The organism is Aurantiacibacter spongiae (assembly GCF_003815535.1).
GTDB lineage: Bacteria > Pseudomonadota > Alphaproteobacteria > Sphingomonadales > Sphingomonadaceae > Alteraurantiacibacter > Alteraurantiacibacter spongiae.
Genome location: NZ_RPFZ01000001.1, coordinates 2,132,872 through 2,159,446, shown reverse-complemented (window position 1 = coordinate 2,159,446; position 26,575 = coordinate 2,132,872). Strand labels below are relative to the sequence as shown.

Annotated in this window: 25 protein-coding genes and 1 tRNA gene; 11 read left to right on the top strand and 15 right to left on the bottom strand. The window is 67.6% G+C overall.

Annotated elements, in window-relative coordinates:
• Window positions 1-71 precede the first annotated feature (71 nt).
• Entirely contained in the window at window positions 72-686 is a 615-nt protein-coding gene (locus tag EG799_RS10510) for an FKBP-type peptidyl-prolyl cis-trans isomerase (protein WP_123880969.1), read from the bottom strand.
• A 95-nt stretch (window positions 687-781) separates the two neighbouring features.
• On the bottom strand, window positions 782-982 hold the full coding sequence (gene rpsU, locus EG799_RS10505) for a 30S ribosomal protein S21 (protein WP_123880967.1): 201 nt from the start codon (window positions 980-982) through the stop codon (window positions 782-784).
• 211 nt (window positions 983-1,193) lie between these two features.
• Here rpsU and crcB point away from each other — a divergent pair, with 211 nt between their 5' ends.
• From crcB to EG799_RS10475, 6 genes are read left to right on the top strand one after another with little or no spacing between them, the layout of a single operon-like run.
• The gene (crcB, locus tag EG799_RS10500; RefSeq protein WP_123880965.1) at window positions 1,194-1,607 is read left to right on the top strand and encodes a fluoride efflux transporter CrcB; all 414 of its coding nucleotides are present in this window, start codon (window positions 1,194-1,196) and stop codon (window positions 1,605-1,607) included.
• Window positions 1,604-2,749, top strand: coding sequence for an RluA family pseudouridine synthase (locus tag EG799_RS10495; RefSeq protein ID WP_123880963.1), 1,146 nt, complete (start codon window positions 1,604-1,606; stop codon window positions 2,747-2,749). The genes crcB and EG799_RS10495 overlap by 4 nt, the downstream gene beginning before the upstream one ends.
• On the top strand, window positions 2,749-3,357 hold the full coding sequence (locus EG799_RS10490) for an FMN-binding negative transcriptional regulator (protein WP_123880961.1): 609 nt from the start codon (window positions 2,749-2,751) through the stop codon (window positions 3,355-3,357). Before EG799_RS10495 ends, EG799_RS10490 begins: the two co-directional genes overlap by 1 nt.
• Before the next feature lie 5 nt (window positions 3,358-3,362).
• A complete protein-coding gene (locus EG799_RS10485) occupies window positions 3,363-4,013 on the top strand; it encodes an HAD-IA family hydrolase (protein WP_123883052.1) in 651 nt (216 codons plus the stop codon).
• Window positions 4,006-4,221 carry a hypothetical protein gene (locus tag EG799_RS10480; RefSeq protein ID WP_123880959.1) on the top strand — a complete coding sequence of 72 codons (216 nt, stop codon included), beginning with the start codon at window positions 4,006-4,008 and terminating at the stop codon, window positions 4,219-4,221. Before EG799_RS10485 ends, EG799_RS10480 begins: the two co-directional genes overlap by 8 nt.
• The gene (locus EG799_RS10475) at window positions 4,218-4,913 is read left to right on the top strand and encodes an ATP12 family protein (RefSeq protein ID WP_123880957.1); all 696 of its coding nucleotides are present in this window, start codon (window positions 4,218-4,220) and stop codon (window positions 4,911-4,913) included. Before EG799_RS10480 ends, EG799_RS10475 begins: the two co-directional genes overlap by 4 nt.
• Before the next feature lie 12 nt (window positions 4,914-4,925).
• Here EG799_RS10475 and EG799_RS10470 read toward each other — a convergent pair whose 3' ends face one another.
• Genes EG799_RS10470 through EG799_RS10455 form a run of 4 tightly spaced genes read right to left on the bottom strand, consistent with a single transcriptional unit; the run spans window position 4,926 to window position 8,554 of the window.
• Entirely contained in the window at window positions 4,926-5,513 is a 588-nt protein-coding gene (locus EG799_RS10470) for an ABC-type transport auxiliary lipoprotein family protein (protein WP_234029124.1), read from the bottom strand.
• Window positions 5,514-5,530: 17 nt separating this feature from the next.
• Complete coding sequence (locus EG799_RS10465; RefSeq protein ID WP_123880953.1) at window positions 5,531-6,481, bottom strand: MlaD family protein; 951 nt, start codon at window positions 6,479-6,481, stop codon at window positions 5,531-5,533.
• Between the two features lie 10 nt (window positions 6,482-6,491).
• A complete protein-coding gene (locus EG799_RS10460; protein ID WP_123880951.1) occupies window positions 6,492-7,445 on the bottom strand; it encodes an ABC transporter ATP-binding protein in 954 nt (317 codons plus the stop codon).
• Window positions 7,442-8,554, bottom strand: coding sequence for an ABC transporter permease (locus EG799_RS10455; protein WP_123880949.1), 1,113 nt, complete (start codon window positions 8,552-8,554; stop codon window positions 7,442-7,444). Before EG799_RS10455 ends, EG799_RS10460 begins: the two co-directional genes overlap by 4 nt.
• A 109-nt stretch (window positions 8,555-8,663) precedes the next feature.
• Between EG799_RS10455 and EG799_RS10450 the strand changes: the two genes are divergently transcribed.
• Together EG799_RS10450 and EG799_RS10445 are read left to right on the top strand one after the other, a co-directional pair.
• Window positions 8,664-11,375: a valine--tRNA ligase gene (locus tag EG799_RS10450; RefSeq protein WP_123880947.1), complete on the top strand. Its 2,712-nt coding sequence runs from the start codon at window positions 8,664-8,666 to the stop codon at window positions 11,373-11,375.
• A gap of 263 nt (window positions 11,376-11,638) precedes the next feature.
• Window positions 11,639-12,373 carry a 7-carboxy-7-deazaguanine synthase QueE gene (locus tag EG799_RS10445; RefSeq protein ID WP_123880945.1) on the top strand — a complete coding sequence of 245 codons (735 nt, stop codon included), beginning with the start codon at window positions 11,639-11,641 and terminating at the stop codon, window positions 12,371-12,373.
• 287 nt (window positions 12,374-12,660) lie between these two features.
• Here the strand turns inward: EG799_RS10445 and EG799_RS10440 are convergent, their stop codons facing one another.
• From EG799_RS10440 to EG799_RS10420, 5 genes are all read right to left on the bottom strand, one after another.
• Complete coding sequence (locus tag EG799_RS10440) at window positions 12,661-14,361, bottom strand: ATP-binding protein (RefSeq protein ID WP_181950896.1); 1,701 nt, start codon at window positions 14,359-14,361, stop codon at window positions 12,661-12,663.
• Window positions 14,362-14,448: 87 nt separating this feature from the next.
• Window positions 14,449-15,222, bottom strand: a complete 774-nt coding sequence (locus EG799_RS10435) for a TIGR02186 family protein (protein ID WP_325051113.1) — start codon at window positions 15,220-15,222, stop codon at window positions 14,449-14,451.
• Complete coding sequence (locus tag EG799_RS10430; protein WP_123880943.1) at window positions 15,219-16,133, bottom strand: sulfite exporter TauE/SafE family protein; 915 nt, start codon at window positions 16,131-16,133, stop codon at window positions 15,219-15,221. Before EG799_RS10430 ends, EG799_RS10435 begins: the two co-directional genes overlap by 4 nt.
• A 54-nt stretch (window positions 16,134-16,187) precedes the next feature.
• On the bottom strand, window positions 16,188-16,901 hold the full coding sequence (locus EG799_RS10425; protein WP_123880941.1) for a hypothetical protein: 714 nt from the start codon (window positions 16,899-16,901) through the stop codon (window positions 16,188-16,190).
• Between the two features lie 422 nt (window positions 16,902-17,323).
• Window positions 17,324-18,730 (bottom strand): glycosyl transferase family protein, encoded by a 1,407-nt coding sequence (locus EG799_RS10420; RefSeq protein WP_123880939.1) that lies wholly within the window; start codon window positions 18,728-18,730, stop codon window positions 17,324-17,326.
• A gap of 138 nt (window positions 18,731-18,868) precedes the next feature.
• On the opposite strand from EG799_RS10420, the gene nhaA reads away from it, so the two are divergent.
• A complete protein-coding gene (nhaA, locus tag EG799_RS10415) occupies window positions 18,869-20,077 on the top strand; it encodes a Na+/H+ antiporter NhaA (protein WP_123880937.1) in 1,209 nt (402 codons plus the stop codon).
• 21 nt (window positions 20,078-20,098) lie between these two features.
• On the opposite strand, the gene EG799_RS10410 is transcribed toward nhaA, so the two are convergent.
• Window positions 20,099-20,383, bottom strand: coding sequence for a DUF3297 family protein (locus tag EG799_RS10410; protein ID WP_123880935.1), 285 nt, complete (start codon window positions 20,381-20,383; stop codon window positions 20,099-20,101).
• Window positions 20,384-20,427: 44 nt separating this feature from the next.
• Window positions 20,428-20,766, bottom strand: a complete 339-nt coding sequence (locus tag EG799_RS10405) for a hypothetical protein (protein WP_123880933.1) — start codon at window positions 20,764-20,766, stop codon at window positions 20,428-20,430.
• 159 nt (window positions 20,767-20,925) lie between these two features.
• On the opposite strand from EG799_RS10405, the gene EG799_RS10400 reads away from it, so the two are divergent.
• Both EG799_RS10400 and tig read left to right on the top strand, forming a co-directional pair.
• A tRNA-Leu gene (locus EG799_RS10400) sits at window positions 20,926-21,010 on the top strand.
• A gap of 62 nt (window positions 21,011-21,072) precedes the next feature.
• Complete coding sequence (tig, locus tag EG799_RS10395) at window positions 21,073-22,755, top strand: trigger factor (protein WP_123883046.1); 1,683 nt, start codon at window positions 21,073-21,075, stop codon at window positions 22,753-22,755.
• A 74-nt stretch (window positions 22,756-22,829) separates the two neighbouring features.
• Here the strand turns inward: tig and EG799_RS10390 are convergent, their stop codons facing one another.
• Both EG799_RS10390 and EG799_RS10385 read right to left on the bottom strand, forming a co-directional pair.
• Window positions 22,830-24,434 carry an amidase gene (locus EG799_RS10390; RefSeq protein WP_123880931.1) on the bottom strand — a complete coding sequence of 535 codons (1,605 nt, stop codon included), beginning with the start codon at window positions 24,432-24,434 and terminating at the stop codon, window positions 22,830-22,832.
• A gap of 40 nt (window positions 24,435-24,474) precedes the next feature.
• Window positions 24,475-26,532, bottom strand: a complete 2,058-nt coding sequence (locus EG799_RS10385; protein WP_234029123.1) for a TonB-dependent receptor plug domain-containing protein — start codon at window positions 26,530-26,532, stop codon at window positions 24,475-24,477.
• Between the last annotated feature and the right edge of the window lie 43 nt (window positions 26,533-26,575).

Here is a 26,575-nt window from a genome sequence, read left to right as displayed (position 1 = left end):
GCGCCTGCGTTAGCGACGCTCGCGCACCGCTTCAAGCGGGCGCGAGCGGCTTTTCGCCCGCCCTTGCACGCCTATTGCGGAGGCACGCCCTCGGGCAGATCCTGCGCGCCCGCTGCATCCGGGTCGCCCGCGCCGCCGGCCCCGCCCGGCGCACCGGGGAAGCCGCCCATCTGCTGCACCCGCTGTTGCAGCAATTGCACACGCTGCTCGAATTCGGGGCGGGACATGAACCCCATGACCTCGACATCGAAGCTGAGATCGGCATCGGGCGGGATCGGGCCGCCCGGCGGCACCTGGTCGCCATAGCCGGATTCGGACGGGATGAAGATCTCGTACTGGCCGCCCTCGCGCGTCTGCACCAGCGCCTCGCGGAAGCCGGGTATCATGTCGGACAGCGGCAGCGGCGTGCCTTCCGGGAAGATACCCTGAACAGGGATCGGCAGCGGCTGCGATTGATCGAACACGGTGCCGTCGGCCAGCTTCCCGGTATATTTCACGAACACCACGTCGTCCGCTGCGGGATGCGGGCCCTGCCCCTCCCGCACCACATCCACCGTCACGCCCTCGGGCATGGCCGCCCAGGCCGCGCCGCCGGCCAGCAGCAGGGCGGCGATCACGGCCAGCCACAGCTTCGTGAGCGAGCCCTTGGCAATCGGCTGAAGAGGTACGCGGGTAACTTCGGTCATGTGGTGTCGATCCCAATACGAAAAGGGCGCGGAGTTGTCTCCACGCCCCTTTGGCTTAGCTGTCTGCGGCTTTCAAGCGCGGCGGCGCCTTCGCGTCAGCCGTCGCGTTCGGCGCGCTTGCGCTCGAGCTTGCGGGCGCGGCGCACGGCGGCGGCCTTTTCCCGGGCGCGCTTCTCGCTCGGCTTCTCGTAATGGCGGCGCAGCTTCATCTCGCGATAGACGCCCTCGCGCTGCAGCTTCTTCTTGAGCGCGCGCAGGGCCTGTTCGACGTTGTTATCGCGGACGATGATCTGCATAAACTTAAGCCACCTGTTCTGATCGAAAGTGCGTATCTGGCCCGCCCTGCAGGCGCGCGCGGTGCACCGGATGTGAATATAACGAAAAACGCGCCGAATCCGTTCCGGATCGGCTGTTCGGAGCGGCGGATAAGCGAATCGCGGCACAAAAGCAAGCGCGAAGCGCCTTTGCGGGTTCCGCAGCCGCATCCCGGTCGCTATGTGGGGCGCCATGTCGCAAGCCACACCTCAATTCTACGCCTCGCTCTCGGTGGCGCTGGGCGGCGGCCTCGGCGCGTTCCTGCGCTACCAGGCCGGCCGCGCGGTGACTGCCTGGCTGGGGGCGCCGGCCGTCACCTTCTTCCCCTGGGCGACGCTGACCGTGAATACCGTGGGCAGCGTGCTCATGGGCGTGCTCGCCGGCTGGCTGGTGCGGAGCGGCGGCGCCAATTCGGATCAGCTGCGGCTGCTGCTGGGCGTCGGTCTGCTGGGCGGCTTCACCACCTTTTCCGCCTTCAGCCTGGAAATGGCGCTGCTGATCCAGCGCGGGCAGGTGCTGATCGCGGCGCTCTACGTCATGCTCTCCATCGGACTGGGCGTTACCGGGCTGATCTTCGGCCTGTCGCTGACGCGCCTGTTCTCATGAGCAGGACCGGGGCCTCCGACGATGTGCGCCAGTTCACCGTCGCGGCCGACGACGAGGGCGTGCGGCTCGATCGCTGGTTCAAGCGGCACCTGCCCAAGATCGGCTTCGGCACCGTCTCGCGCTGGGCGCGCACCGGGCAGTTGCGGGTGGACGGCAAGCGCGCCCGGCCCGAGGATCGCCTCGCCGCCGGACAGGTCCTGCGCGTGCCGCCGGGCGGAGAGGAGACGGGCAAGGCCCCGCGCCAGCGCCGCGAACTGACGGCGGAGGAGGAAGCGCTGGCCGAGGCGATGCTCGTCAGGCGCACCGATGCCGCGCTGGTGCTGAACAAGCCCCCCGGCCTCGCCACCCAGGGCGGGACCAGGACCAATCGCCATGTCGACGGCCTGCTCGATGCCTATGCCGGCGAGGACGATTCCCGCCCGCGCCTCGTCCACCGGCTCGACAAGGATACGTCGGGCGTGCTGCTGATCGCCCGTACGCCGGGCAGCGCGGCGTTCTTCTCGAAGCGGTTTTCGGGACGCAGCGCGAGGAAGATCTACTGGGCGCTGGTGGTCGGCGTACCCGACGTGCACGAGGGCACGATCGACGCGCCGCTCGCCAAGCAGCCCGGCTCGGGCGGCGAGAAGATGCATGTCGACATGGAGGGCGGCCAGCCGGCGCGCACCGTGTACCGGGTGGTGGAACGGGCCGGCAACGCCGCCGCCTGGGTCGAACTGCAACCCTTCACCGGGCGCACCCACCAGCTGCGCGTCCACCTGGCGGCGATCGGCCACCCCATCGTCGGCGACGGGAAATACGGCGGATCCGGCGCCTTCCTGACCGGCTCGATCAGTCGCAAGATGCACCTCCATGCCCGCCGCCTCATCATCGACGCGCCCAAGGGGCAGACGCTGGACGTCACCGCCGACCTGCCCGAACATTTCGCCGCCAGCATGGAACAGCTCGGGTTCGACCCTGCGCTCAGCGACGCCGGCCCGATCGCCGCGCCTCCGCCCGAACGCACGAAAGGCGAGAAGAAGCAGGCGGCGAAGGCCCACGCCAAACAATATCGCAAGGCCCGGCGCGGCGAACGCAAGGATCGCGGCAAGCCTGGCGGCAAGAAGCGCGGTTCGAAGAAGCCCGCCGCGCGCAAGGGGCGCTGATGCACCCCAACCCGCATTTCCGCTCCGGGGACGCCGCGGCGCTCGACGCGGTGGCACGATCCATCGGCTTTGGCATGATCTTCCTGACCACGCCGGACGGGCCGCGCGTCGCGCACACGCCGCTGTTGCTCGACGACGATGGCACGATCCGCTTCCACCTGGCGCGGGCCAACGCCGTTACCCCCCATCTGGACGGTGCGCGGGCGCTGGCCTGCATCAACGGACCCGATGCCTATGTCTCGGCGCGCTGGTATGCGTCGCCAGGCGAAGTGCCGACGTGGAACTACGTCGCGCTGGAATACGAAGGTCCGGTGCGACGGCTGGACGATGCCGGCCTCATGGCCGTGCTGCACGATATCGCCACGCGCGAGGAGAACCGCGTCGCATCGGGCGGCAGGCCGTGGTCGATGGACACGGTGGCGGCCCCGGTGCTGCGCGGGATGATGCGCGCCATCGCCGGTTTCGCGCTTACCGTCGAGGATCGGCGCGAGACGGTCAAACTCGCGCAGCACAAGTCCCCCGGCGAAGTGGCGCGCCTTGCCAGCGGGGTAGAGGCCGAGGGCCGTCACGCGATGGCCCGCCTGATGCGCGAGGGACTGCCGGCGTGAACGCGCTGCGCCTCGCCGTGTTCGATTGCGACGGCACGTTGTGCGACGGGCAGGCGGGCGTGGTCGCGGCGATGGAGACCGCCTTCGCCGAAACCGGCCTGCCCGCGCCCGGACGGCATCAAATCCGCCGCATCGTGGGGCTGAGCCTGCCGCAGGCGATCCGCCTGCTCGCCCCCGACGCCACCTCCGAGAGCCAGCGCGAGGCGGTCGAGGCCTACAAACGCGCCTTTCGCCGGTCGCGCGAGGACGGCAGCCTGCGCGAACCGCTGTTCGAAGGGATCGCGCCGCTGCTAGAGCGCCTGCGGGCGAGCGAGTGGACGCTCGGCGTCGCCACCGGCAAGTCGGACCGCGGCCTCGCCAGCACGCTCGCCGCGCATGGCCTCACCGATCTGTTCGCGACGCTGCAAACCGCCGACCGCCACCCCTCCAAGCCCGATCCCGGCATGCTCGACGCCGCGATGGAGGACGTGCTCGCCGCGCCCTGGCAGACGGTGATGATCGGCGATACCGCCTACGATATCGAGATGGCCCGCAATGCCGAGGTGCGCGCCATCGGCGTCGCCTGGGGGTATCACGAACCGGCCGAACTGCTCGAAGCGGGCGCCGAAATCGTGGCCGGGAGCGTGCGCGAACTGGAGGACATCCTGCATGGCTGATCCCGATACGAGAGCGCGCAATCGCTTCCTGGCGTTGGTCATGACCCGGCTCGGCGGGGCGATGCTGGCGATATTCGGACTGCTGGCGCTGAACGGCAAGCTGGCGGTCCCCGCCGCGCTCGGCTGGATCGCCCTGGTCGCCGGCGTCCTCGCCTTTCTCGTCGTGCCGCTGATGATGGCGCGGCGCTGGCGGACACCGCGCGGGTGAGGCGCTTCTACACCGAAGTCGCACTCGAGGCGGCGGGAGATGGCTGGCGCGTCATGCTGGATGGGCGAGCGATCAGGACGCAGATGGGCTCGGCGCAGATCGTGCCGACCCGCGCGGCGGCGGAGTTGCTGGCCGGCGAATGGCGCGCGCAGGGTGAGGAGATCGACCCGAAAACCTTCGTCCATCGCGACCTGACCGACTACGCAATCGACGTGGTGCGCGCCGATCGCGGCGCGGCGATCGACAAGCTGCTGTCCTACGCCGGCACCGACACGCTGTGCTACCGCGCCGATCCGGGCGATGCGCTCTGGGCGCGGCAGGAGGAGGTGTGGGAGCCGCTCGTCGCCGCGTTCGAGGACGCGCACGGCGTGCGGATGGAGCGGGTCAGCGGCATCGTTCATCGTGCCCAGCCCGAAGCGAGCATCGCCCGCCTGCGCGCCCGGCTGGAGCAGGAGGACGACTTCACCCTCGCCGCGCTGCTGACCCTCGCCTCGCTCGCGGCATCGCTGATCGTGGCGCTGGCGGCGCTGGAGGACGATGCCGATGCGCAGGCGCTGTTCGCCGCCGCGAATTGCGAGGAAGACTGGCAGGCCCAGCTTTGGGGCCGGGATGCCGAAGCGGACAGGGCGCGGTCCGCGCGGGAGGAAGCCTTCGCCCGGGCGATGGCCTTCGCCCGCGCCGTGCGAAGCTAGGTCAGGGCCGCCTCAGCCGACCCATTCGGCAACCTGGTCGGCGACCGAGTTGGCTGCCTCGTTCAACGCCGCGCCGACCGGCACGGCTTCGGGCGCGATACCCGGAACGCTGGCTTCGAACCGGCGGGTGATGATGCGCCCGCCCTCCAGCCGCAGGATCGCGTCGTAGCGGACGACGACGCTGCCGGTGACGGCATCGTAGCCCATATCGACCAGTTCGCCCGACAATTGCGTCTGCGCTACGTAGTCCAGCTCTCCACCGCCGATGACCATGCGGTTGCCCTTGGCGCGGATGGTGTCGGACAGCAGATCGCGGAACAGTTCGGCCGGCTTTTCCACCCATACCGCATCCTGCAGATAGGCGAGCGAGCTGTCGCTGGTCATCACCGGGACGCGGGTGACGTTCAGCCGCTGGGAAACGGCGGGCGTCTGCACCGCGAGCGCGCTTTCCGCGCTGCCATCGGCGGATGCGCCGGCGGGAATGGTCGCGTTCGGCGTCAGCGTCAGCAGCTGGTCGGGCGCGTCGGGGCCGAAGCTGATGCAACCCGACAGGGCGGCGCAGGCGGCCAGCGCGCCGAGGATGGATGTGCGTATCGTCATTGCGTGTGCTCCCCGCCTCATTCCGGCTCGTAATCGGGCAGCGGCGGTCCGCCCAGCAAGGATGTCGCGCCCTCGGTCTCGATCCGCTCCGTCACCATGCGCAGGTTCTCGCTGGTGCGGCGAAGGTCGCGCAGCGTGGCGTTGGCCGCGGGCAGCGTGTCCTGCGACAATTGCCGCGTCACCGGCTCCACGTTGCCCATCGCGTCTTCGAGCGAGGCGGCGGCCTGCCGCGCGGAGGCCAGCGTCTCGCGCAGGTCGGCGGCGATGGCCTGGCCCTCGTTCTCGAGCAGGCCGTCGGTCGAATCGAGCGTATCCTCGAACGCGGCGAGCGTCTGGGTGGATTGCGCCAGCGTGGATTGCAGTTCCACCAGCGTCGCGTCGATCTGCGGCGCGGTGGAGGTGAGGTCGCGGCTGATCTGGTCGGTGTTGCGCAGGATGCCGGCGATGGACGCCTGGTTGTCGTCGTCCAGCACGCGGGTCAGCCGGTCGGTCAGCGTCGCCAGCCGCTCCAGCAGCAGCGGCGCGCTCGCCAGGATCTCGCCCACCGCGCCCGGCGCCGGCGGTATGACGGGCACGCCTTCGGGGCAGTCGGTCGTCTCGCAACTGATCGGCGGCTGGTCGCTGCGCCCGCCCGACAGGCTGATGTTGGATGTGCCGGTGAAGCTAGCCGAAACGCTGGCGGTGGTGCCGACCAGGATCGGGGCATCGCCGTCCACCTCGATACGAACGCGCACGAATTCGGGATCCTTGTCCCAGATGGCGATGTTCGTCACCTGGCCGATGGGCACGCCCGAATAGGTGACGGTCGAGCCCTTCGCGACGCCCCCCACGGACTGTTCGTAGAAGATGTCGTATTCCTTGTTGTCGCGGTTGCCCAGCTGCGCCAGCCACACGAAGAACACGGCGGCCGCGGCCAGCAGCAGCAGGGTTATGGCCCCGACCCAGACGTAATTGGCACGTGTTTCCATTTATCCGGCCCTATGCCTTCCTGTCCGCGCCGTTGTCCAACGCTTTCCCCCGCGCGTTCGTCTCGGCGGCGGCGCGCGATCGCGGTCCGTTGAAATATTCCTGTATCCACGGATGCTCTGTCTCGAGCAGTTCGGGGATGGTGCCGACCGCGATCACCTTCCGGTCCGCCAGTACCGCCACCCGGTCGCAGATGGCGTAGAGCGTATCGAGGTCGTGGGTGATGAGGAACACGGTCAGCCCCAGGGTATCGGCCAGCTCGCGGGTCAGGTCGTCGAACTTGGCCGCGCCGATGGGGTCGAGGCCGGCGGTCGGCTCGTCCAGGAACAGCAGCTCCGGATCGAGCGCCAGCGCGCGGGCGAGACCGGCGCGCTTCTTCATGCCGCCGGAAAGCTCCGAGGGATACTTGCTCGCCGCTTCCTCGGGCAGACCGGTCAGCACCACTTTGTAGCGGGCGATCTCGTCGAGCAGCTGCTGCTCCAGCTCGGGATAGAACTGCTTGAGCGGCACCTGCACGTTTTCCGCCACCGTCAGCGTCGAGAACAGCGCGCCGCCCTGGAACAGCACGCCCCAGCGGTTGCGAACGCCTATCTCCTCGTCGGGTTCGGCCTCGGTGATGTCCCTGCCGAACACCTCGATGCAGCCTTCGTCCGGCTCCTGCAGACCGATGATGGAACGCATCAGGACCGACTTGCCCGTGCCCGATCCGCCGACCACGCCCAGGATTTCCCCGCTCCTGACGTCGAGGTCCAGGTTATCGTGGATGACGGTGTCGCCGAAACTGTTGCGCAGCCCCTCGATGCGGATGGGAAATTCGCCCTCGAAGCGCTCGGGCGCGTCGCCGTGCGCCTGGTCGTCCACCCGGTCGCCATGCTGGAAGATGCCGCCGTCGTCGTGCCGGTCGGGAACGCCGGCGGCAGAGCGCAGCGCGTCGGTCTCGCGGGGATCGGGTCCGGTCTCGCTCATGCCCAGCCCACCTGGGTGAAGAACACCGCGAAGAACGCGTCGAGCACGATCACGAGGAAGATTGCCTGCACCACCGCCATCGTGGTGCGCAGGCCCACCTCCTCCGCATTGCCCTTGACCTGCATCCCCTGGTAGCAGCCCGACATGGCGATGATGATGCCGAACACCGGCGCTTTCACCGTCCCGACCCAGAAATCGTAGGTCGGCACCACTTCCTGGATGCGCGCGAGGAAGGTGAGGAAGGGAATGTCGAGCAGGATGTCGCCCACCACGGCGCCGCCGATCACCGCCATCACGCAGGCGTAGAAGCCAAGCAGCGGCATCATCAGCACCGCCGCCAGGATGCGCGGGATGATCAGCGCCTCGGCCGGGGAGACGCCGATGGTGCGCATCGCGTCGATCTCCTCGGTCAGGTTCATGGTGCCGAGCTGCGCGGCAAAGGCGCTGCCCGAGCGGCCCGCCACCATGATCGCCGTCATCAGCACGCCCAGTTCGCGCAGGGTGATCCGGCCGACCAGGTTGATGGTCAGCGTCTCGGCCCCGAACTGCTGCAACTGGACCGCGCCCTGCTGCGCGATCACGATGCCGATGAGAAAGCTCATCAACCCGATGATCGGCAGCGACGACACGCCCACCAGCTCCATCTGCCGGACCAGCGCCTTCATGCGGAAGCGGCGCGGATGCATGAGCAGATTGCCCATCGCCATCATGACCATGCCGAGAAAGCCGATGTTCCGGCGCACGCCCATCACGAACTGGACGACCAGCTCGCCGACATGCTCGACCACGCGCTTGACCGTCCTGGGCCGTTCGGGCTTGATCCGGGCGCTGCTTTCGGCCCGCTCCACCGCGTCGAGCAGCACCTCGGCCTGCTCGCTTCCGCCGATGATCTCGGCATGGTGATCGCGGGCGAAGCGATAGACGATCCACGCGCCGACGGTATCGACCCGCCCGGCGCCCGACAGATCGACGAACTGAACCGATTCGTCGTCCATCTCGCGCAGGGCGGGATCGAGCTTGCCGACCGACGCGACGGTCAGCGGCCCGGTGATCGTCACCGTCGCCCTGCCCCCCGCTTCGTCGACGCTGTGTTGTGCCCATTCGCGCATCGCCGGTCGCTATGCGAGGAAATCCGGCGCCCCGCAAGCGCCGTGGCACCTGCCGCACGCGCCAGCGAAGCCATTGCCCTTGCGCGGGGGCGCTGGCAAAGCGCGGCGCATGACACGCGAGCTGCCCAAGACATTCGACCCCGCCGAGCTGGAAGCCAGATGGTACGCGCACTGGGAGGACAATGGCTGCTTCCGGCCGGAGCGGCCCGGCGCAGCGCCCTTCACCATCGTCAACCCGCCACCCAACGTGACCGGTTCGCTGCACATCGGCCACGCGCTCGACAACACCTTGCAGGACATCGTCATCCGCTACGAACGGATGCGCGGCAAGGATGCGCTGTGGGTGGTCGGCACCGACCATGCCGGTATCGCCACGCAGATGGTGGTGGAACGCCAGCTAGAAGCGCGGCAGGACAAGCGCACCAACCATTCGCGCGAGGACTTCGTGCAGAAGGTGTGGGAGTGGAAGGAGGAAAGCGGCGGCACCATCACCCGCCAGCTGCGCCGCCTGGGCTGTTCGATGGATTGGAGCCGCGAGCAGTTCACGATGGATCCGCATTTCACCCGCGCCGTCACCAGGGTGTTCGTCGACCTTTACGACAAGGGGCTGATCTACCGCGACAAGCGGCTGGTGAACTGGGATCCCCGGCTGAAGACCGCGATTTCGGACCTGGAGGTGGAAACGCGCGAGGTGCGGGGCCATTTCTGGACGTTCCGCTATCCGCTCGCCGATGGCAGCGGCGACATCCGCGTGTCCACCACCCGGCCCGAAACCATGCTGGCCGACATGGCCGTCGCGGTTCATCCGGAGGACGAGCGTTACACGGAACTGGTGGCGCGCGGGGCCAAGGTGCGCCTGCCGCTCACGGGCCGCGAGATACCCATCGTGGCGGACGAACACGCCGATCCGGAACTGGGCAGCGGCGCGGTGAAGATCACGCCGGGGCACGATTTCAACGATTTCGAGGTGGGAAAACGCGCCGGCATCGCGCCCGCCGACATGCTCAACATGCTCGATGCCGATGCGGCGGTCTGCCAGACGGCGGACGGACTGGTGCCCGAAGAGCTGGTCGGCCTCGACCGGTTCGATGCGCGCGCGCGCGTGGTCGCGATGCTGAAGGATAGCGGCCACCTTGTCCCCCACGTGACGAAGGACAAGGACGGCGAGGAAACGCAGGCCGACGCCGAACCGCGCACCATCGCCACGCCGTTCGGCGATCGCGGCGGCGTGGTCATCGAACCCTGGCTGACCGATCAGTGGTACGTGAACGCCGAAGAACTGGCGAAGGCCCCGATCGAGGCGGTTCGCAAGGGCGAGGTCGAGATCGTGCCCAAGAGCTGGGAAAAGACCTTCTTCAACTGGATGGAGAACATCCAGCCCTGGTGCGTCAGCCGCCAGCTATGGTGGGGGCACCGTATTCCGGCCTGGTATGACGGGAACGGCAATGTCTATGTCGCCGAGACCGAGGAAGATGCCCGGGCCCAGGCCGGCGAGGGTATCCCGCTCACCCGCGACGAGGACGTCCTCGACACCTGGTTCTCCTCCGCCCTGTGGCCCTTCGCCACGCTCGGCTGGCCCGAGAGCACCGATCTGCTGGAAAAACACTATCCCAACGACCTGCTCGTCTCGGGCTTCGACATCCTGTTCTTCTGGGATGCGCGGATGATGATGATGGGGCAGGCGCTGACGGGCCGGAATCCCTGGCCGCGCCTCTATCTCCACGGCCTCGTGCGCGCGCCCGACGGGGCGAAGATGTCGAAATCCAAGGGAAACGTGGTCGATCCGCTCGGCCTCATCGATCGCTACGGCGCCGATGCGCTGCGCTTCTTCATGGCGGCGATGGAAAGCCAGGGCCGCGACATCAAGATGGATGAAAGCCGGGTGGAAGGGTATCGCAACTTCGCCACCAAGCTGTGGAACGCAGCGCGCTTCTGCCAGGCGAACGGCATCGGCGCGTCCGGCACCATCGCCGCCCCGCCCGCGCGGCTGGCGGCGAACCAGTGGATTGTGGGCGAGGTGATGCAGACGGTCGAGGCGCTGGACGCCGCGCTTGCCGATCTGCGCTTCGACGCGGCGGCGAACACGATCTACCATTTCGTCTGGGACCGGTTCTGCGACTGGTATCTGGAGCTCATCAAGCCCGTCTTCGCAAACGGCGCGGGCGAGGATGCCGCCGCCGAGACGCGCCTCGTGGCCGGCTGGGCGCTCGACCAGATCCTCGTGATGCTGCATCCCTTCATGCCCTTCGTGACCGAGGAATTGTGGCACGCGATGGCGGCCGGGGACGATCCGCGCCCCTACGACCTGATCCTGGCGCGCTGGCCCGAGCCACAGGCGGAAATCAGCCAGCAGGCGGTGGCTGCGATCGACTGGGTGATCGCGCTCACCACCGCGACGCGCGCGGCGCGCAGCGAACTGGGCATCGCGCCGGGGGCGAAGCTGCCCGCCTTCTGCCCCGACCCATCCGACACCGCGCGGCGCGTGGTGGATCGCAGCGCGGCGGCCATAGAACGGCTCGCGCGCCTGACCCCGGTTCAGCTGGGCGAAGCGCCCGGCGGGGCGGCCATGCAGATCGCGGCGGGGGAGGACGTGTTCGTCGTGCCGCTGGAAGGGGTGATCGACCTCGACGCCGAACGCGCCCGCCTGACAAAGGCCCGCGACGCGTCGGAAAAGGAGGCGTTCAATCTCGCCCGCCGGCTCGACAATCCCAACTTCGTGGAAAAGGCCAGGCCCGAAGCGGTCGAGAAGGCGCGCGCCGACCATGCCCACCACGCGGCGGAGGTCGAGCGGCTGGACGCGGCGCTGGCGCGGCTCGGGTAAGTGCGGGCCGCCCCCGGGCGGGGCGGCCCGAAGGCGGCAGGCGGGCCCGCCGGCGATACGGGTTCACGGCCCGATCACGCTTGCCGCTTCCCTACAAGGGCGGCGCTGTGGCAGGGGGCGGGCATGGATCCGATCAACCGTCCCGCATTTCCGTCCGCAGCAGTGTCAACTTCGCTGATCGCGCCTAACTGCCTGGTTTTCAAAGGTTCATTCCGTCAGATCCCGGCTGACACGGTGTCAACTTCGTCAGCTTCGCAAACCGCATGACCCTGGTTCTCGCCACCGACGATACCGGCGGGCCGGAAATCTTCGCCTCTGTCCAGGGAGAGGGGCCGAGCGCGGGAATGCCGGTCGCCTTCCTGCGCCTGTCGCGCTGCAACCTCGCCTGCGTGTGGTGCGATACCGCCTACACCTGGCATTTCGACGGGGACGAGCGACCGCACCGGTCGGGCGCGACGTTCGACCGTCGCGCCAATCAGGTGAGGATGTCGGAGGCCGAGGCCGCGCGGGCGGTGACGGCGACGGGTGCGGAACGGCTCGTCGTCACCGGCGGGGAACCTCTGCTCCAGGCGAGCGCGCTCGCCGCGATGCTGGGTCATCTTCCCGGCGTCGCGGTTGAGGTGGAGACCAACGGCACCATCATGCCGCCGCCCGCGCTCGACGCGCGCGTGGCGCAGTACAATGTCAGTCCCAAGCTTTCCCATTCGGGCAATCCGGCCGAGCTGGCGCTGAAGCCCGCGATGCTCGCGCACTGGGCGGGCGAGGAGCGCGCGTATGTCAAGTTCGTGATCGCCTCGCCGAGCGATGTGGAGGAGGTGCTGGCACTGGTGCGCACGCACGAAATCGCGCCGCGCCGCGTCTTCCTGATGCCCGAAGGGACCGACAGCGCCACCCTGCGCGCCCGCATGGAATGGCTCGTCCCGCTCTGCATCCGCCACTCTTTCCGCCTCAGCGACCGCCTGCACATCCACCTGTTCGGCGACACGCGGGGGACGTGATCAGCGTGTTACGCTCACCCATCCGGGCGAGCATCCCCGGCGCTGTTCCCTTCGCTCCGCTGCGGGGCACCTGGGGGCGCACGGTCGTGCTTGCGGCGCGCTTGCGTCGCGCCCCGAACCATTCCGGGCAGCTCCGGGGTTGCACGAAACCGGTCGGCGACCAGCCGACCGCTAGGGCGACTGCCCGCCCGGACCGGCCCCGCAGCGAAGGCGAAGCCGAGCAAAGGGAACAGCCGGGAGGACGGACCCGCGGATGCGGGTTCTCGAACAAAAAACGCAAGGAAGTGTCAGCTTCCCTGCGCCCGCCAGCGCTGCACGGTGCGGAAGACGACTTCCTCCTCGCCCCCGCTCTGGTTCCACAGGTCGACGAAGCTGGGGTCTTCCGAGGCCGGGCGCTTGGCTTCCTCCAGATTGTCGAACGCCACGCGGATGGGGATCGACACGCCCTCGCCGCAGATGATGCATTCGCGGTTGCGCAGCGCCGGGATCGAATCGAGGAAGCCGCGCGCGCCTTCGGGCATGGCCGCCTTCACGAAGGCCTGGTCCCGGTCGTTGTTGAGGCGCATCGAGATGATCGTGCCGCATTGCGACAGCACGCCCTCGGCAAGGTCCGACGGACGCTGCGTGATGAGGCCCAGGCTGATGCCGTACTTGCGCCCTTCCTTGGCGATGCGCGAGAGGATGGTGCCGACCGAATTGCCGTCCGAATTCTTCTCGTTCGGCACGTAGCGGTGGGCTTCCTCGCACACCAGCAGGATGGGGTTGGTCTTCTCCCCCCGGCCCCAGATGGCGAAATCGAAGGTCAGCCGGCTGAGCACCGCGACAACGGTGGAGGTGATGTCGGAGGGAACGCCCGAGACGTCGACGATGGAAATGGGCTTGCCGGAGCTGGGCATGCGGAAGATCTTGCCGAGAAATTCCGCCATGGTGTCGCCCACCAGCATGCCGGAGAACATGAACTGGTAGCGCGGATCGGCCTTCAGCTCCTCGATCTTGGTCTTGATCCGCATGTAGGGCGCGGTGTTGGTGGCCTTGTCGAGCTTGCCCATCTCGTCCTGGATCAGGTTGGTGAGGTCGGACAGGAGATAGGGGATCGGCGAATCGACGGTGATCTTGCCCATCTGCTGCGCCAGCCGGTTCTTCGCCCGCGCCGCCAGCAGGCACTTGGCGAGGATGTCCCGGTCGTTCTGCAGGTCGTTGCCGGAGGATTTCAGCAGCACCTCGCAGTGCTCCTCGAAATTCATCAGCCAGTACGGCATCTGCAGGTTCGTGACGTCGAAGATCATCCCGGTGTTGCGGAACGCCGCCGAATATTCGCCGTGCGGGTCGATCATCAGGATGTGGCCCTCGGGCGCGGCCTGGCAGATGCGGTGAAGGATCAGCGCCGCGCTGGTCGATTTGCCCGTACCGGTCGAGCCGAGCAGGGCGAAATGCTTGCCCAGCATGGCGTCGATATACATGCCGGCGCGGATGTCCTTGGTCGGATAGACGGTGCCGATCTGGATCGAACTGCGCCCGTCGGACGCATAGATCTGCCGCAGGTCTTCCGTGGTCGACGGGTAGATGAGCGCGCCGGGCACCGGGTAGCGGGTCACGCCGCGGCGGAAGCTGTGGATCTTGCCCGTCAGCTTCTCCTCCATGCCCTCGCCCAGGAAGTCGATATTGGCGACGACCGAATTGCCCTCGCCGCGCCGGTCCTGCTTCTGGTTGCGGACCGAGGCGAGCAGCCAGCCGTCATTGGTCTTGATCTTGATCTGGCTGCCGACCTGCCCGGCCAGCCCGATCGAGGGATCGTCGTGATCCATGCACTCGTTCAGCCGTTGCAGGTCGAGCGCGATCTGCGAGCCCGAGCCGGCGATGTCGAGGACCACGCCGATCGGCTGGCGCGCGCAATCGTCGTCGGCGCCGCATTCCGCCCGCGGGGGCGCCGCCACCGGGCTGTTCGCCGGGTTGGCGGGATCGAAGGTCTGCCTCGGCATGTCGTTCATGGTCGTCGCAAGCTCGCATTGTTCTGGACGCACTGGGATTTACGGCGAACGCGGTTAAGAACGCGTCAATGGCCGGCCGCCGCCGGTTCACACCAGCGAGAACAGGCGGCCGGCCCCCCAGCCCATGAACACCGACAGGCCTACCGCAAACAGGCCGTAGAAGAAGGCGTTGTCGCGCGATTCCTCCTCGACGGTCAGTTCGAAACCTTCCTTGCGCACTGCGATGACCGAAGTCGCCGAGGTGATGACCCGGCCATCGGCGATGGCGAAGGTTTCCGCGACATATTCGCCGGCGATGACGTTGGAGGGGATGAACAGCCGGGCACGATACAGCACGTCCTCGGTCAGGCGAACGCCGTGCTCGTCCTGGGTGTAGAGGTTCTGCCGCCGGCGCAGATCGACCAGCCCGGTGGAAAAGCGCGCCTGCTCTTCGGGATTGATCTGCCCGGTCGGCGAAAGCTGCAGGTAGTCGAGCCCCAGTTCGTAGATCGCCGCGGTCCGCTCGTCGACCATGTCGAGCACCGGCCGCGAACTGGCCATGGCGTAGAAGCTGGGGACCGAACGATATTCGGTGGAATCGGCGTTGACCCAGATGCCGAGCCAGCTCAGCCGCTGCTTCTCGCGAATGCGGATCGGTTCGGTCGGCCCCTTGAGGACGATGACGACGCCGTATTCCGTATCGCTGCGCACCCCGTCGGGGGGCAGGATCGCCCCGAACAGCAGCACGTCGGAACCGGTGAAGCCCTGACGCAGCACGATGGTGTGTTCCGATATGTCGGGCACGAGAATCGGTTCGCGCTGCTGTGCCGCCGCCGGCATCGCGAGCGCTGCGGCGAGGACGAGGAGCAGCCAGCGTATCACAGCGGCACCACCGTATAGACCTCGTCCGGCGTGACGCCGAGGCCGTAGGCCATCCGCAGGGCGACGGCGAGAACGATCATGGCGAGCGCGAGACGCAGGTGCTCGGGCTTCGCGAACCCGGCGATGCGCGTGCCGATCTGCGCCCCGGTGACGGAGCCGACCAGCAGCAGACCGGCCAGCACGATGTCCACCGCGCGGGTGGTGAAGGCATGAACCATCGTCACCAGCATGGTGATGAACAGGATGTTGAACAGGCTCGTCCCGACCACGACCTTGGCGCTCATTCCGAGGATGTAGAGCATGGCGGGAACCATGATGAAGCCCCCGCCCACGCCCATCAGCATGGTCAGCATTCCCACCACCAGGCCCAGGATGAGCGGCGCGATGGGAGAGATGTAGAGGCCCGAGCGATAGAAGCGCCAACGATAGGGCAGCGCCGCGATCATCGGGTGGTGCCGCCGTTTCGCCGCGCGGCCCGTGCCCTGCCCCTCCCTGTCGAACAGCACGGTCAGCGCCTCGCGCCCCATCAGCGTGCCGATCGTTCCCAGCAGCACGACGTAGAGAATGTTGATGACCGTATCGATCTGGCCGAGCGAGCGCAGGAGGGTGAACAGGCCGGCGCCCACCAGCGCGCCCATCATGCCGCCAGCCACGATCACGCCGCCGATCTGGTAGTCGACGCCCTGGTTGCGGCTGTGGGCGAAGACGCCCGAAACGCTCGCGCCCGTCACCTGCGTCGCGGCGGAGGCTGCGGCAACGGTGGGGGGGATACCGTAGAAGATCAGCAGCGGCGTCGTCAGGAAGCCGCCGCCCACGCCGAATACCCCCGACAACATGCCCGTCACCGCGCCCAGCGCCACGATGACCAGTCCGTTGACCGCCAGATTGGCAATGGGGAGGTAGACGTCCATCGCCCGCGCCTAACCCATGCTGGCGGTCGATCAAAGGCGTATGGTGGCGGTCGGCTAAAATCCGGCGGAAAGTGTGAGCGCCGGGCCACTCGCGGGCGTGGCATCGCCCGCAACGCGCAGGCGATAGTCCATTGCGAGGCGAGCCCTTACCTGCCCGATGCTCAGCCGCGCCACCGCCGTTGGACCGATATCGAGGCGCGCGGCATCCTCCTGCGCCCCGCCCCATGCCCCGCCCCCGACTTCGAGCGCGGCGCCCTCGAACGAAACGATCGCACGCGTCACTCGCGCCTGCCCGTCGACAAAGGCGGTGGCGAAATCGCCGCTGACATAGCCTGCCTGCAGATAGGCCTCGCCAACCGCCCCGGCGGGCAGGGCCAGGGGCGCAAGCTCGCTGACCGCATAGAAGGCGGCCCGCGGTCGCAAGCCGCGACCATCGGCCGTTGCACGCATTTCGGCAGCGACGCGCACGGGCACCGTCGCGATCGGGCGCGCCGAAAGACCGAGCGCGACCTCGCTCTCCCGTTCGCCCACCAAGGCTTGCGATCCGCGCAGATGGATCTGCGGCGCGTGCCGACTGGATGGGGAGAGCCGGTAACGCAGCACCGCACCGAGCTGGCTGCCGCCATATCCGGGGGTGCCAGCCGCGAAGGAGCGCGCCTCGCTGCGGCGCAGCAGCGCCCACCCATCCATGCTCCAGCGGCTTCCCGGGGGCGCGGGGGACAGGCGCAGCGCACCGCCGCCGCCCTCGACGCCCACGGGACGAGCCACGCTGGCGAAGGGCGGTTGGCGGGGGCTGGCCGCCACCCGCGGCCGCGCCTCGATTCTTTCCCCGCTGTCCGACCGCATTGTCGGTGGTGTCGGCGCGGCGGAACGGACCGCCCCGGGGGGCAGCGCTTCTTGATGTCGCGCGCCGCGCGGTGAAGCGAAAGGCCAACCGTCGGCGGCGATAACCCTGTTTGACCGCGTTCCCGCCGCGCCGCCGGGCGCCGAGGCGGCAGGCGGCCTCGCTCCGCCGCGCCGCGATGCGTTGGCGGAGGCCGGCGACGGGGAGAGCGATATTATAGGCGCATCCTCGGCGATCGCGAAGGGCGCTTCCCAGACGAGAGTGCGCACCGCGACCCACGCGCCCAGCACGAGAAGCAGCGAGGACAGGGGGCCGCCCCTGTTTGGCAGGAGGCGTTTCGCTCCCGTCATGGTCGCGCGGGCGCGCAAAGCCCTGCGTCCGCGGGATGCAGGTCATGCGCCGTCTTCTCCCATGGCGGGATCTCCCCGCGCAGGCTGCGGACATAGGAGGACAGCGCGCGGCGACCGGCCATGATCGAGATGACGTTGGTCACAGGAATACGCAGGATGGCACGCACGCCTTCCCGCCAACCGAACTCCCGTGCCGCGAAAGCGAAGCGCACGAACGATCGCCAGGCGAAGCTGATAAGGGTGATGACGATCATCGCCCGCACCAGCGGCGACAGTCGCAGCGCAGGTTCGTGTCCGAAGATCTGCCACGCGAAAAGAGCGGTGGAGAGGGCGAGCAGGCTGTATCCTGTCGCCAGCACGACCGCGGCGAGCGGTCCGCGCCGGTCGCGCAGCCGCATCCACCATTCCGCCGGTCCCGCGGTCCAGCCCATGCGGTTCCAGCCCTGGAACGCGATGCCGTGAATCCAGCGCGACTTCTGGCGCACCGCCCCGGCCAGTGTCTCCGGGAAATAGGCACGGGTCGCCACGAGCCTGCCGTCGTTTCCGCGCACCCGCAGGAAACGCGAGCGGCCACCCTCGGCAGACACCCTGAGACCGAGCTCGTAATCCTCCGTCAGCGTATCCGTAGAGAAGGGACCGCCACCGTCAGCATGCCGTTCGAAACGGGCGAGCATGCCGCGCGAGAACGCGCAGCCGACCCCCGCGGCCGGCAGCGCCGCCCCCAGCGCGGCGCGCACCACCATGGTGCGTCCATGCGCATCGCAGAACTCGTCCAGGTAGTGGCTTCCCACCCATTTCGACCGGGCCTGCGGCATGGGCAGGACGGGAATCTGGACGAAATCCGCACCGTCCATCGCACCGTCGATCAGCGCCAGCGCGGCGGCGTCGACCATGTCCTCCGCATCGTGCAGCAGGACCAGACGAAACCGCTTCCCCTCGGACGTCTCGTCCGCCTTCATCTGCCGGTAGAGATGGTTGAGGCAGTCCGCCTTGGTCGTCGGGCCCGGTACATCGAGCCTGACGATCCGCAGACGGTCGTCGCCGCAGGCCCCCGCCCGGGCAGCCTCGCAGGTGTTCGCATCGTTGGCGTAGCAGCCGACATAGATTCTGAGGTCCGGCTGGGGCCAGGCGCGCAGGGCATGGGATACGGTCTGGCCGATCACGCTTGCTTCCTGCCAGGCCGGTATGAACACGGCGGCCGCCCCGGACAGGCGGCAGCTTGCGAGCCGGTTCCTGTCCACGCGGGGCGTCGATGCCTTCCCCGTGATCCTGAGCCATGCCCAGCATAGGTCCACCGCGAACTCGTCGAGAGCGCCCAGCAGAAAGAACGCACCGGCGAAAAGCAGCATTTCGTTTTCCACCAGCGCCAGCCATTGCAGCGCGGTCCAGCCCCCCGAACCCATGATGCGACCCCCGACCCAAGTACTTGACCTTAATCGTTATAGCCTGGGCGGGAAAAGGCAACGCCAATCCAGAACAGCTTCGATGCGGGACGCGCGGCGGGGTTGCATCTTGGGCGCTATTCGCAAATAGGCAGCGCCATGTCCGAACCGATCATCGCCAAGGCCGTTCGCAACTTCAAGACGCTGTTCAAGGCGGATGCCTTTGCCGGCCTGCTGCTGATCTTCGTCGCCGCCATCGCCATGATCGTGGCCAATTCGGCGGTACACGACGCCTATCGCGAACTGTTCTACGGCCCGCTGTGGGACAAGGACGTGTTCTACCTCAACACGCTGCACCTGTGGGTGAACGATGGGTTGATGGTGATTTTCTTCTTCGTCGTCGGGCTGGAGGTGAAGCGCGAGATCATCAGCGGAAACCTGTCCGATCCCAACGCGCGCACCCTGCCGATCATGGCTGCGGCGGCGGGCATGGCGGCCCCTGCGCTGGTCTATCTGCTGGTGTCGAGCGGCGAATCCGGCCTGTCGCACGGATGGGCAATTCCCGCCGCGACCGACATCGCCTTCGCCATGGGGGTCGTCGGCCTGCTGGGAACGCGCGTCCCCTCGTCCCTGCGGCTGCTGCTGCTGACGGTCGCCATCGTCGACGACATCGGCGCGGTCGCCATCATCGCGCTCGCCTACACGGCGTCGATCAAGATGCAGTTCCTGATCGCCGCGGTCGTCGTGCTGGGGGTGATGCTGGCGATGAACCGGATGCGGGTGAAGTCGATGATCCCGTTCGTTCTCGCCACCGCGCTGCTGTGGTACTGCGTGCTGTATTCCGGCGTCCACGCGACCATTGCCGGCGTGCTGGCGGCGCTGACCATCCCGATGCACAGCAGGGACGGCAATTCCATGCTCGAGAAGATGGAGCACGGGCTGGTCGGCTGGAATGCCTATGTCGTGGTGCCGATATTCGGCTTCGCCAATGCCGGGGTCAACCTGTCCGGGCTGGGCCTGTCGAACCTGTTCGACCCGCTGCCGCTCGCCGTTGCCGCCGGTCTCGTCATCGGCAAGCAGCTGGGGATCTTCTCCTGCATCGTGGCGGCGGTGAAGCTGAAGATCGTGCCCAAGCCGCCGGGCTGCACCTGGCCGGAGATCTGGGGCGTATCCATCCTGTGCGGCATCGGGTTCACCATGAGCCTGTTCATCGGCGAACTCGCGTTCAGCAACGAATTGCTGCGCGAGGAAGCGAAGATCGGCATTCTTACCGGCTCGGCGATTTCCGCGGTAATCGGCTATGTCGTTCTGCGGTTGACGACGACGCATCCGGACGAGCAGGACGATCCGAACAGCCCGGTGGTCTGAGGGGCGACGCCCCCCGGTCGGCTAGCCGGCCTTCGCCACCGGCGCGTTCTCGCCCAGATCCTCGAACCAGGCCTCGACCGGGCCGTTCAGCCTGATCGTCAGCGGGCGACCCTTGCGGTCCACCGTCTTGCCCGCCTGCACCCTGACCCAGCCTTCGGGTATCGAGTATTCCTCGATGTCCGTGCGGACGCGATCCTTGAAGCGAATGCCGACGCCGCGTTGCAGCACGTCCGCGTCGAAATGCTCGCTACGCGGGTCGATGGAAAGACGCTCGGGCGGCGTATCCTGGTTATCGTTGTCGCTCATGGCCAAGGGCCCCTAGCGCCGCGCCGGCGAATTGCAATCGCGCATCAATCGGGCGGGGTGGTGATTTCCGGCGGGATCTCGGCGGGAGCGCGGCCGGGATTGTCGATGTCCCCGCCGCGGTCGGGCCGGTCGAGGCCGCCATCCTTCCCAGGCCGGTCGACGTCTCCGCCGCGCCCGGGATGGTCGGTGTCGCCGCCCTTTCCCGGGTGATCGGTATCGCCGCCGCGCTCTATGTCGATTTCCGCCACCTCGGATCTTCCCTCCGCCATGCGCCCGGGGTCGCGGGCATCGCTGGCGGTGAAGGGTTCGTCCGTTCCGGCATCCTGCGCAAGTTCCCCGGCTCGCAGGGGCGTTGCTTGGGGATCGATCTGCACGCTCGTCATGGCGCTTTCCTTTCGTGACATGGAGGGAAAACCATCCACGCCGCGGGCCCGTTCCGGCCCGCCGCATCGCCTTGCCGCACGGCTTGCCCTTTTGGCCCCGCCCCTCTAAGGGCGGCGCTTCGTTTTCGCAGGCATCGCCTGCAAAGGGTTCGTCGGGCCGCGGGCGTGGCGGAATTGGTAGACGCGCCTGGTTTAGGTCCAGGTATCGCAAGATGTGGGGGTTCGAGTCCCTTCGCCCGCACCAGTTTCGCCGCGATGCGAGCGCCGCTCGCGGCGAGCCTTCGTTAGACCATGAAAAGGCTTGAAATGCAGATCGTCGAAAACACCAATGAAGGCCTCAAGCGCGCCTACACGCTGACCATTCCGGCTTCCGACATCGAGGCGAAGATCGACAGCGAGGTGAAGCGCGTTGCGCCGCAGGTCCGCATGCCCGGCTTCCGGCCCGGCAAGGTGCCCGCCAACCTGGTTCGCAAGATGCACGGCGAGGCGCTGCACGCCGACATTCTCAATGCGACGGTACGCGAATCGGTGGACGAGCTGATCCGCGAGAAGAAGCTGCGCCCCGCCCTCCAGCCGCAGGTCGCGATGGGCGAGGGGTACGAGCAGGGCAAGGATGCGAAGGTCGATGTCGAGCTGGAGATCCTGCCCGACATCGAGGCGCCGTCCGTCGAGGGGCTCAAGCTGGAAAAGCTGACCGTTCCCGTATCGGACGAACAGATGGACGAGGCGCTCGGTCGCATCGCCGAGAGCCAGAAGAGCTACAAGGACGCGCCGAAGACGAAGAAGGCCGCCGATGGCGACCAGCTCATCATCGATTTCGTCGGCCGCGTCGACGGCGAGGAGTTCGAGGGCGGCAAGGCCGAGGACGCGCCGCTGGTGCTGGGTTCCGGCCAGTTCATTCCCGGCTTCGAGGACCAGCTCGCGGGCGCGAAAACCGGCGATGAAAAGACCATCACCGTCACCTTTCCCGAAGATTACCCGGCCGAACACCTGGCCGGCAAGCAGGCCGAATTCGACGTCACCGTGAAGCAGGTGAAGGTCGAAGGCGAAACGAAGATCGACGACGAGTTCGCCAAGGGTCTCGGTCTCGAGAGCCTCGACAAGCTCAAGGAACTGATGCGCGGCCAGATCGAGCAGGAATCGGCTGGTCTTACCCGTACGCAGATGAAGCGGCAGCTGCTCGACAAGCTGGCGGCTGATCACGACTTCCCCGTACCCCCCTCGATGGTCGATGCCGAGTTCGAGCAGATCTGGCGGCAGCTGGAGGCCGAAGCGGCGAAGGAAGAGGATTCCGAAGCTGCCCTCAAGGAGATCGAGGGCGAGAAGGACGACTATCGCCGCATCGCCGAACGCCGCGTTCGGCTCGGACTGCTGCTGAGTGAGATCGGTCAGGCGAACGGTGTCGAGATCAGCGCACAGGAAATGCAGATGCTGATCCAGCAGGCGGCCCAGCAGTACCGCCCCGAGGACCGTGAGCGGTTCGTCGAATACGTTCGCAACGAACCCATGGCGCAGGCCCAGCTTCGCGCTCCGCTGTACGAGGACAAGGTCGTCGACTTCCTGTTCGACAAGGCCGAAGTGACCGAGCGCGAAGTCACGCGCGAGGAACTGGAAGCCGCGATCGAGGCGGACGAGGAAGCCGAGGCCGAGGCCGCCAAGAAGGCGCCCGCCAAGAAGAAGGCTCCGGCGAAGAAGAAGCCTGCCGCCGGGACGGCCGGCAAGAAGGCGAATGCCGACGAGGCAAAGGCCGCACCCAAGACGAAGGCTCCCGCCAAGAAGACCGCCGCGAAGCCGGACGAAGCCAAGCCGGACGACGCCAAGCCGGACGAATCCAAGCCGGCGGCGAAGAAGCCCGCGGCGAAGAAAGCGCCGGCGAAGAAGACTGCCGCCAAGGAAGACGGCGAAAAGGCTACGGCCAGGAAAACGGCTGCCAGGAAGCCGGCCGCCAAGAAGGCTCCGGCCAAGAAGTCCGCGGCGAAGAAGGACTGATCATCGGCTGACCGATCGAACGAAAAGGCCGGGCCGTTTGGTCCGGCCTTTTCATATGCGCGGCGCGGTCCGGCCTAGCGGGTCGCGGGTTTCCAGGCTTCGAGGCTGGGCTCGGGCAGTTCCACGCTGCGCGCGCGTTCATAGGCGGCGCCCGCTTCCAGCACCGCGTGATCGTTCCATTTCGCGCCGATGAAGGACAGACCCACCGGCAGTCCTTCAACGTGCCCCATGGGAACGGTCAGGTGCGGATAGCCGGCAATGGCCGCGAGCGATCCCGCGCCCACGCCGCCGGTGATGTGATCTCCCAGCACGAGGTCGGTGGTCCAGGCCGGTCCCTGCGTCGGCGCGATCAGGAAAGCCACGTCGTTTTCGGCCAGCAAACGATCGATGCCTTGGTCGCCGGCCAGGCGCAGGGCGTTCTCCCGAGCGGCGAGATAGGCGTGCTCGTCGGTCGTCTGCATGGCCTGTTCGAAGATGTCCTGTCCGAACCAGCGCAGTTCGCTCAACGCGTGGACGGCGTTGAAGTCGATCAGGTCGGCGAGCGAGCGCACCGGGATGTCCGCGGGCGAACCGGTCAGGTACTCGTCCAGCCCCTCGCGCGTTTCGTAGAGCAGCACGGTGAATTCGTCGCGGTACATCTCCCCTTGCGGATCGTATTCGATATCGACCAGCACCGCGCCCGCTTCCGCCAGATCGACCAGGGCCTGCTCGAAAATCTGTGCGGTTGCGGCCTGGCTGCCGATCTGGTTGCGCAGAACACCGATCCGCACCCCGTCGAGCGATGCGGTATCGAGACCGCTCATGTAGTCGCCCTTGTGCGCATCGGCGTCGGCGGTCGCCGGATCGAGGGGATCGCTGCCGGCAATGGCGGAAAGCAGCAGCGCGGCGTCGGCGACGCTCCTCGCCATCGGTCCCGCGGTATCCTGGCTGACGCTGATCGGAACGACGTGGGTGCGGCTGACGAGGCCGACCGTCGGCTTGAAGCCGACCACACCGTTGACGCTGGCCGGGCAGGTGATCGAACCGTCCGTCTCGGTGCCGATCGCGGCCCACGCGAAGCCCGCCGCAACCGCCGCGCCGCTGCCCGACGACGATCCGCAGGTATTGCGGTCGATCGCGTGCGGATTGCGCGTCTGCCCGCCCACCGCGCTCCATCCGCTGGTGGAGTTCGAGCTGCGGATATTGGCCCATTCGGAAAGGTTTGTCTTGCCCAGCACGACGCCACCATTGGCGCGCAGCCGGGCGATGAGAGGCGCGTCGCGGCCGGTGCGGTTGTCTTCCAGCGCCAGGCTGCCCGCGGTGGTCGGCCATTCGCGCGTCTCGATATTGTCCTTCACCAGCACCGTGCGGCCGGCCAGCAGGGATCCGCCATCGGCCCGGGCGCCGGCCTCGGCGAAGGCGTTGCCGTTCACCGCGATCACGGCGTTGAGCATCGGGCCGGCATCGTCGTAGGCGGCGATCCGGTCGAGCTGCTCCATCGCCTCTGTCATGCGAGCCTGCGCCGCCGGCGAGGCCGACGACGCCGCCACCGCCTCTCTGGAGGTCTGTTCGCGCACCTCGTCGGCGAGGATTTCCGGCGCGGGCACCGGCTCCTCGCCCTGACCGCGTTCCCGCGCGAGCGCGTGACCGGCTAGGGCGAGTTGGGCGGCGGTGAGGATGAGCGCGAGGCGGGTTTTCATGCCCCCCTGATGCCGTCCGCAGGGCACGCTGGCAACCTGTTCAGAAGTCTCCGCTCAACTCGAACATGAAGATCGGCCCGACCGCCTGGTTGCGCACCTCGCGCAGCAGCAGCCCGGTGCGGTCGCGATAGCCGCCGTAGATCAGCCGTTCGGAGCGCGCCCTGCCGTCCGTCAGGTTGAACACGGTCAGCTTGGCGGTCATGCCGAACACGTCCTTGTTCTCGATCGAGGCGAAGGTGTAGGTCGGCCCCTCGTACTCGCGCCCGAATTCGCCGAGCCGGTAATAGGGCAGCGTGTGGTTGTACTGGAAACCTGCGGTCCACGCCCAGTCGCTGCCCGGAATGTCGTGCCGCAAGGTCACGTCCAGCTCGCGGTCCTCGATGCTGCTGAACGCGCGCGGCAGCCCGGTCAGCGGATCGTCGAGCGAGCTTTCCTCCGCCTGGGCGAGAATGTCGAGCTTGGCGCCCGCAAACCCCAGCGGATCGAGGTTGAGCGTCGTGTTCCAGCGCAGGCCGTAAAGCGTAGCCCTGTCGATGTTGCCGCGCGTTTCCAGCCCGCCCTCGACGGGGATCAGTTCGATGTAGTCCTCGATCAACCGGGCATAGAGTCGCAGGTTCGTGCTGCCCCAGCGCCCCAGATCCCGGGCCGCCTCCACCTGGGCCTCCCAGCTCTGCTGCGGCACGAGTTCGACATTGCCCGCATTCTGCTGACCCTGCTGAAGCGAAACGCTGGCGAGGAAATCGCCGAACGACAACTGCCCGACGCGCCGCGCGATCTCCAGCGACAGGTCGAGGCGATCGTTCACCTTCCAGGCAAGGTTGACCGAACCCTTGGGGCGCAGGAAACTGCGAGTGAGGCCCTGCGGCCCCGATTGCGACAGCGTGGAATGTTCGAGACCGGCACCGATCTGGAGGGTGAGGTTGCCTGCCAGCGAGCGGTTGTGGGTGAGGATCGTCTCGTACCGGTCCTCCGTCACGCCGCCCGATGCGCCGGGAAAGGGCACGTCCACATAGTCGCCGCCCGCATCGAGATCGAACAGCTGCGCCTTGCGCGAATAGCGGTTGAAGGCGGCTTCGGCGTCGATCTGCCAGCCGCCGCCGAGCATGTCCCAGCGATATTCCGCGCGTCCGATCCGCTCTCCCGTTTCGGCGCGCGTGACGAAGCGATTGCCGGTATCGGGCGACCCGTCATCGAAATCGAGCGTCGAATCGTTGGTGGAGCGGCCGCGCGTGTAGCGTTCCAGCCCGATCAGCTTGAGCCGACCGCCGGCCAGCGCGAAATCGATGTCGCCGCCCAGTTCGTAACTCCAGGCGCGATAGCGGTTGTGGAACAGGCGCAGCCGGTCGATGCCGGTTACCAGATCGCGGTATTCCTCCTCGGTGAAGTCGGAATATTCCCGGTCGTAACTGGCGTTGGCGTTGATGAGCGTTCCGCCGCCCGTCGTGTATTTCGCCGTCCCGGACACCCGTGGAAAATTGCCCTTGTACAGACTTTCCGGATAGCGCTGCTCCAGCAGGACGCCGTCGCCGTCGTAGAGGAAGGCCTCGCCCCCGCCCGCTCCGCCGGTGCCGGTTCCGTTGCCTGCCGCGACCGTCCATTCGAAACGGTCGTTCGATCCGGTGAGCGAGACCTCGGCGCCGAGGAATGTCGGTTCGCCGTATTCCGGCCGGGCGCTGGCGTGATATTCGAAGCGACCGCTGATATCGCCGGCGCGGGTGATGACGTTGGCGACCTGGCCAGACAGGCCGGGTATGCCGAGGCTCGCCCCGTCGACGATCTCGATCCGCACGACCCGGTCGGTGGGAATGCGCTGCAACTGGGCGAACACGCCGTCGGACTTGCTGGCGATCCGCTCCCCGTCGATGACGACGTTCGCGCTCGCCTGTCCCAGTCCGCGCTGACCGTCCTCGCCGCGCAGCGTGAAGCCCGGCACCCGGTTCAGCATGTCCAGCGCGTTGCGGGGTGCGAAGCGCTCGAAGTCCGCGGGCGTGAAGACGCGGGCGCCGCTCGCCGCCCGCGTCGCTACCGGCGCGGCCTCGTCTGCACCCGGATCGACGGACGCTTCCTGCGCCCGGGCGGGGACGGACATTGCGAACATCAGGGCGAGAGCCGCCGAGCCCGCGAAGAATTGCGATCTCATA

Coding starts and splice junctions, on each gene's coding strand:
- EG799_RS10510 (WP_123880969.1), bottom strand. CDS start 686: ATGACCGAAGTTACCCGCGTACCTCTTCAGCCGATTGCCAAGGGCTCG.
- rpsU (WP_123880967.1), bottom strand. CDS start 982: ATGCAGATCATCGTCCGCGATAACAACGTCGAACAGGCCCTGCGCGCG.
- crcB (WP_123880965.1), top strand. CDS start 1,194: ATGTCGCAAGCCACACCTCAATTCTACGCCTCGCTCTCGGTGGCGCTG.
- EG799_RS10495 (WP_123880963.1), top strand. CDS start 1,604: ATGAGCAGGACCGGGGCCTCCGACGATGTGCGCCAGTTCACCGTCGCG.
- EG799_RS10490 (WP_123880961.1), top strand. CDS start 2,749: ATGCACCCCAACCCGCATTTCCGCTCCGGGGACGCCGCGGCGCTCGAC.
- EG799_RS10480 (WP_123880959.1), top strand. CDS start 4,006: ATGGCTGATCCCGATACGAGAGCGCGCAATCGCTTCCTGGCGTTGGTC.
- EG799_RS10470 (WP_234029124.1), bottom strand. CDS start 5,513: ATGACGATACGCACATCCATCCTCGGCGCGCTGGCCGCCTGCGCCGCC.
- EG799_RS10465 (WP_123880953.1), bottom strand. CDS start 6,481: ATGGAAACACGTGCCAATTACGTCTGGGTCGGGGCCATAACCCTGCTG.
- EG799_RS10460 (WP_123880951.1), bottom strand. CDS start 7,445: ATGAGCGAGACCGGACCCGATCCCCGCGAGACCGACGCGCTGCGCTCT.
- EG799_RS10455 (WP_123880949.1), bottom strand. CDS start 8,554: ATGCGCGAATGGGCACAACACAGCGTCGACGAAGCGGGGGGCAGGGCG.
- EG799_RS10450 (WP_123880947.1), top strand. CDS start 8,664: ATGACACGCGAGCTGCCCAAGACATTCGACCCCGCCGAGCTGGAAGCC.
- EG799_RS10445 (WP_123880945.1), top strand. CDS start 11,639: ATGACCCTGGTTCTCGCCACCGACGATACCGGCGGGCCGGAAATCTTC.
- EG799_RS10440 (WP_181950896.1), bottom strand. CDS start 14,361: ATGAACGACATGCCGAGGCAGACCTTCGATCCCGCCAACCCGGCGAAC.
- EG799_RS10430 (WP_123880943.1), bottom strand. CDS start 16,133: ATGGACGTCTACCTCCCCATTGCCAATCTGGCGGTCAACGGACTGGTC.
- EG799_RS10420 (WP_123880939.1), bottom strand. CDS start 18,730: ATGGGTTCGGGGGGCTGGACCGCGCTGCAATGGCTGGCGCTGGTGGAA.
- nhaA (WP_123880937.1), top strand. CDS start 18,869: ATGTCCGAACCGATCATCGCCAAGGCCGTTCGCAACTTCAAGACGCTG.
- EG799_RS10410 (WP_123880935.1), bottom strand. CDS start 20,383: ATGAGCGACAACGATAACCAGGATACGCCGCCCGAGCGTCTTTCCATC.
- EG799_RS10405 (WP_123880933.1), bottom strand. CDS start 20,766: ATGACGAGCGTGCAGATCGATCCCCAAGCAACGCCCCTGCGAGCCGGG.
- tig (WP_123883046.1), top strand. CDS start 21,073: ATGCAGATCGTCGAAAACACCAATGAAGGCCTCAAGCGCGCCTACACG.
- EG799_RS10390 (WP_123880931.1), bottom strand. CDS start 24,434: ATGAAAACCCGCCTCGCGCTCATCCTCACCGCCGCCCAACTCGCCCTA.
- EG799_RS10385 (WP_234029123.1), bottom strand. CDS start 26,532: ATGTTCGCAATGTCCGTCCCCGCCCGGGCGCAGGAAGCGTCCGTCGAT.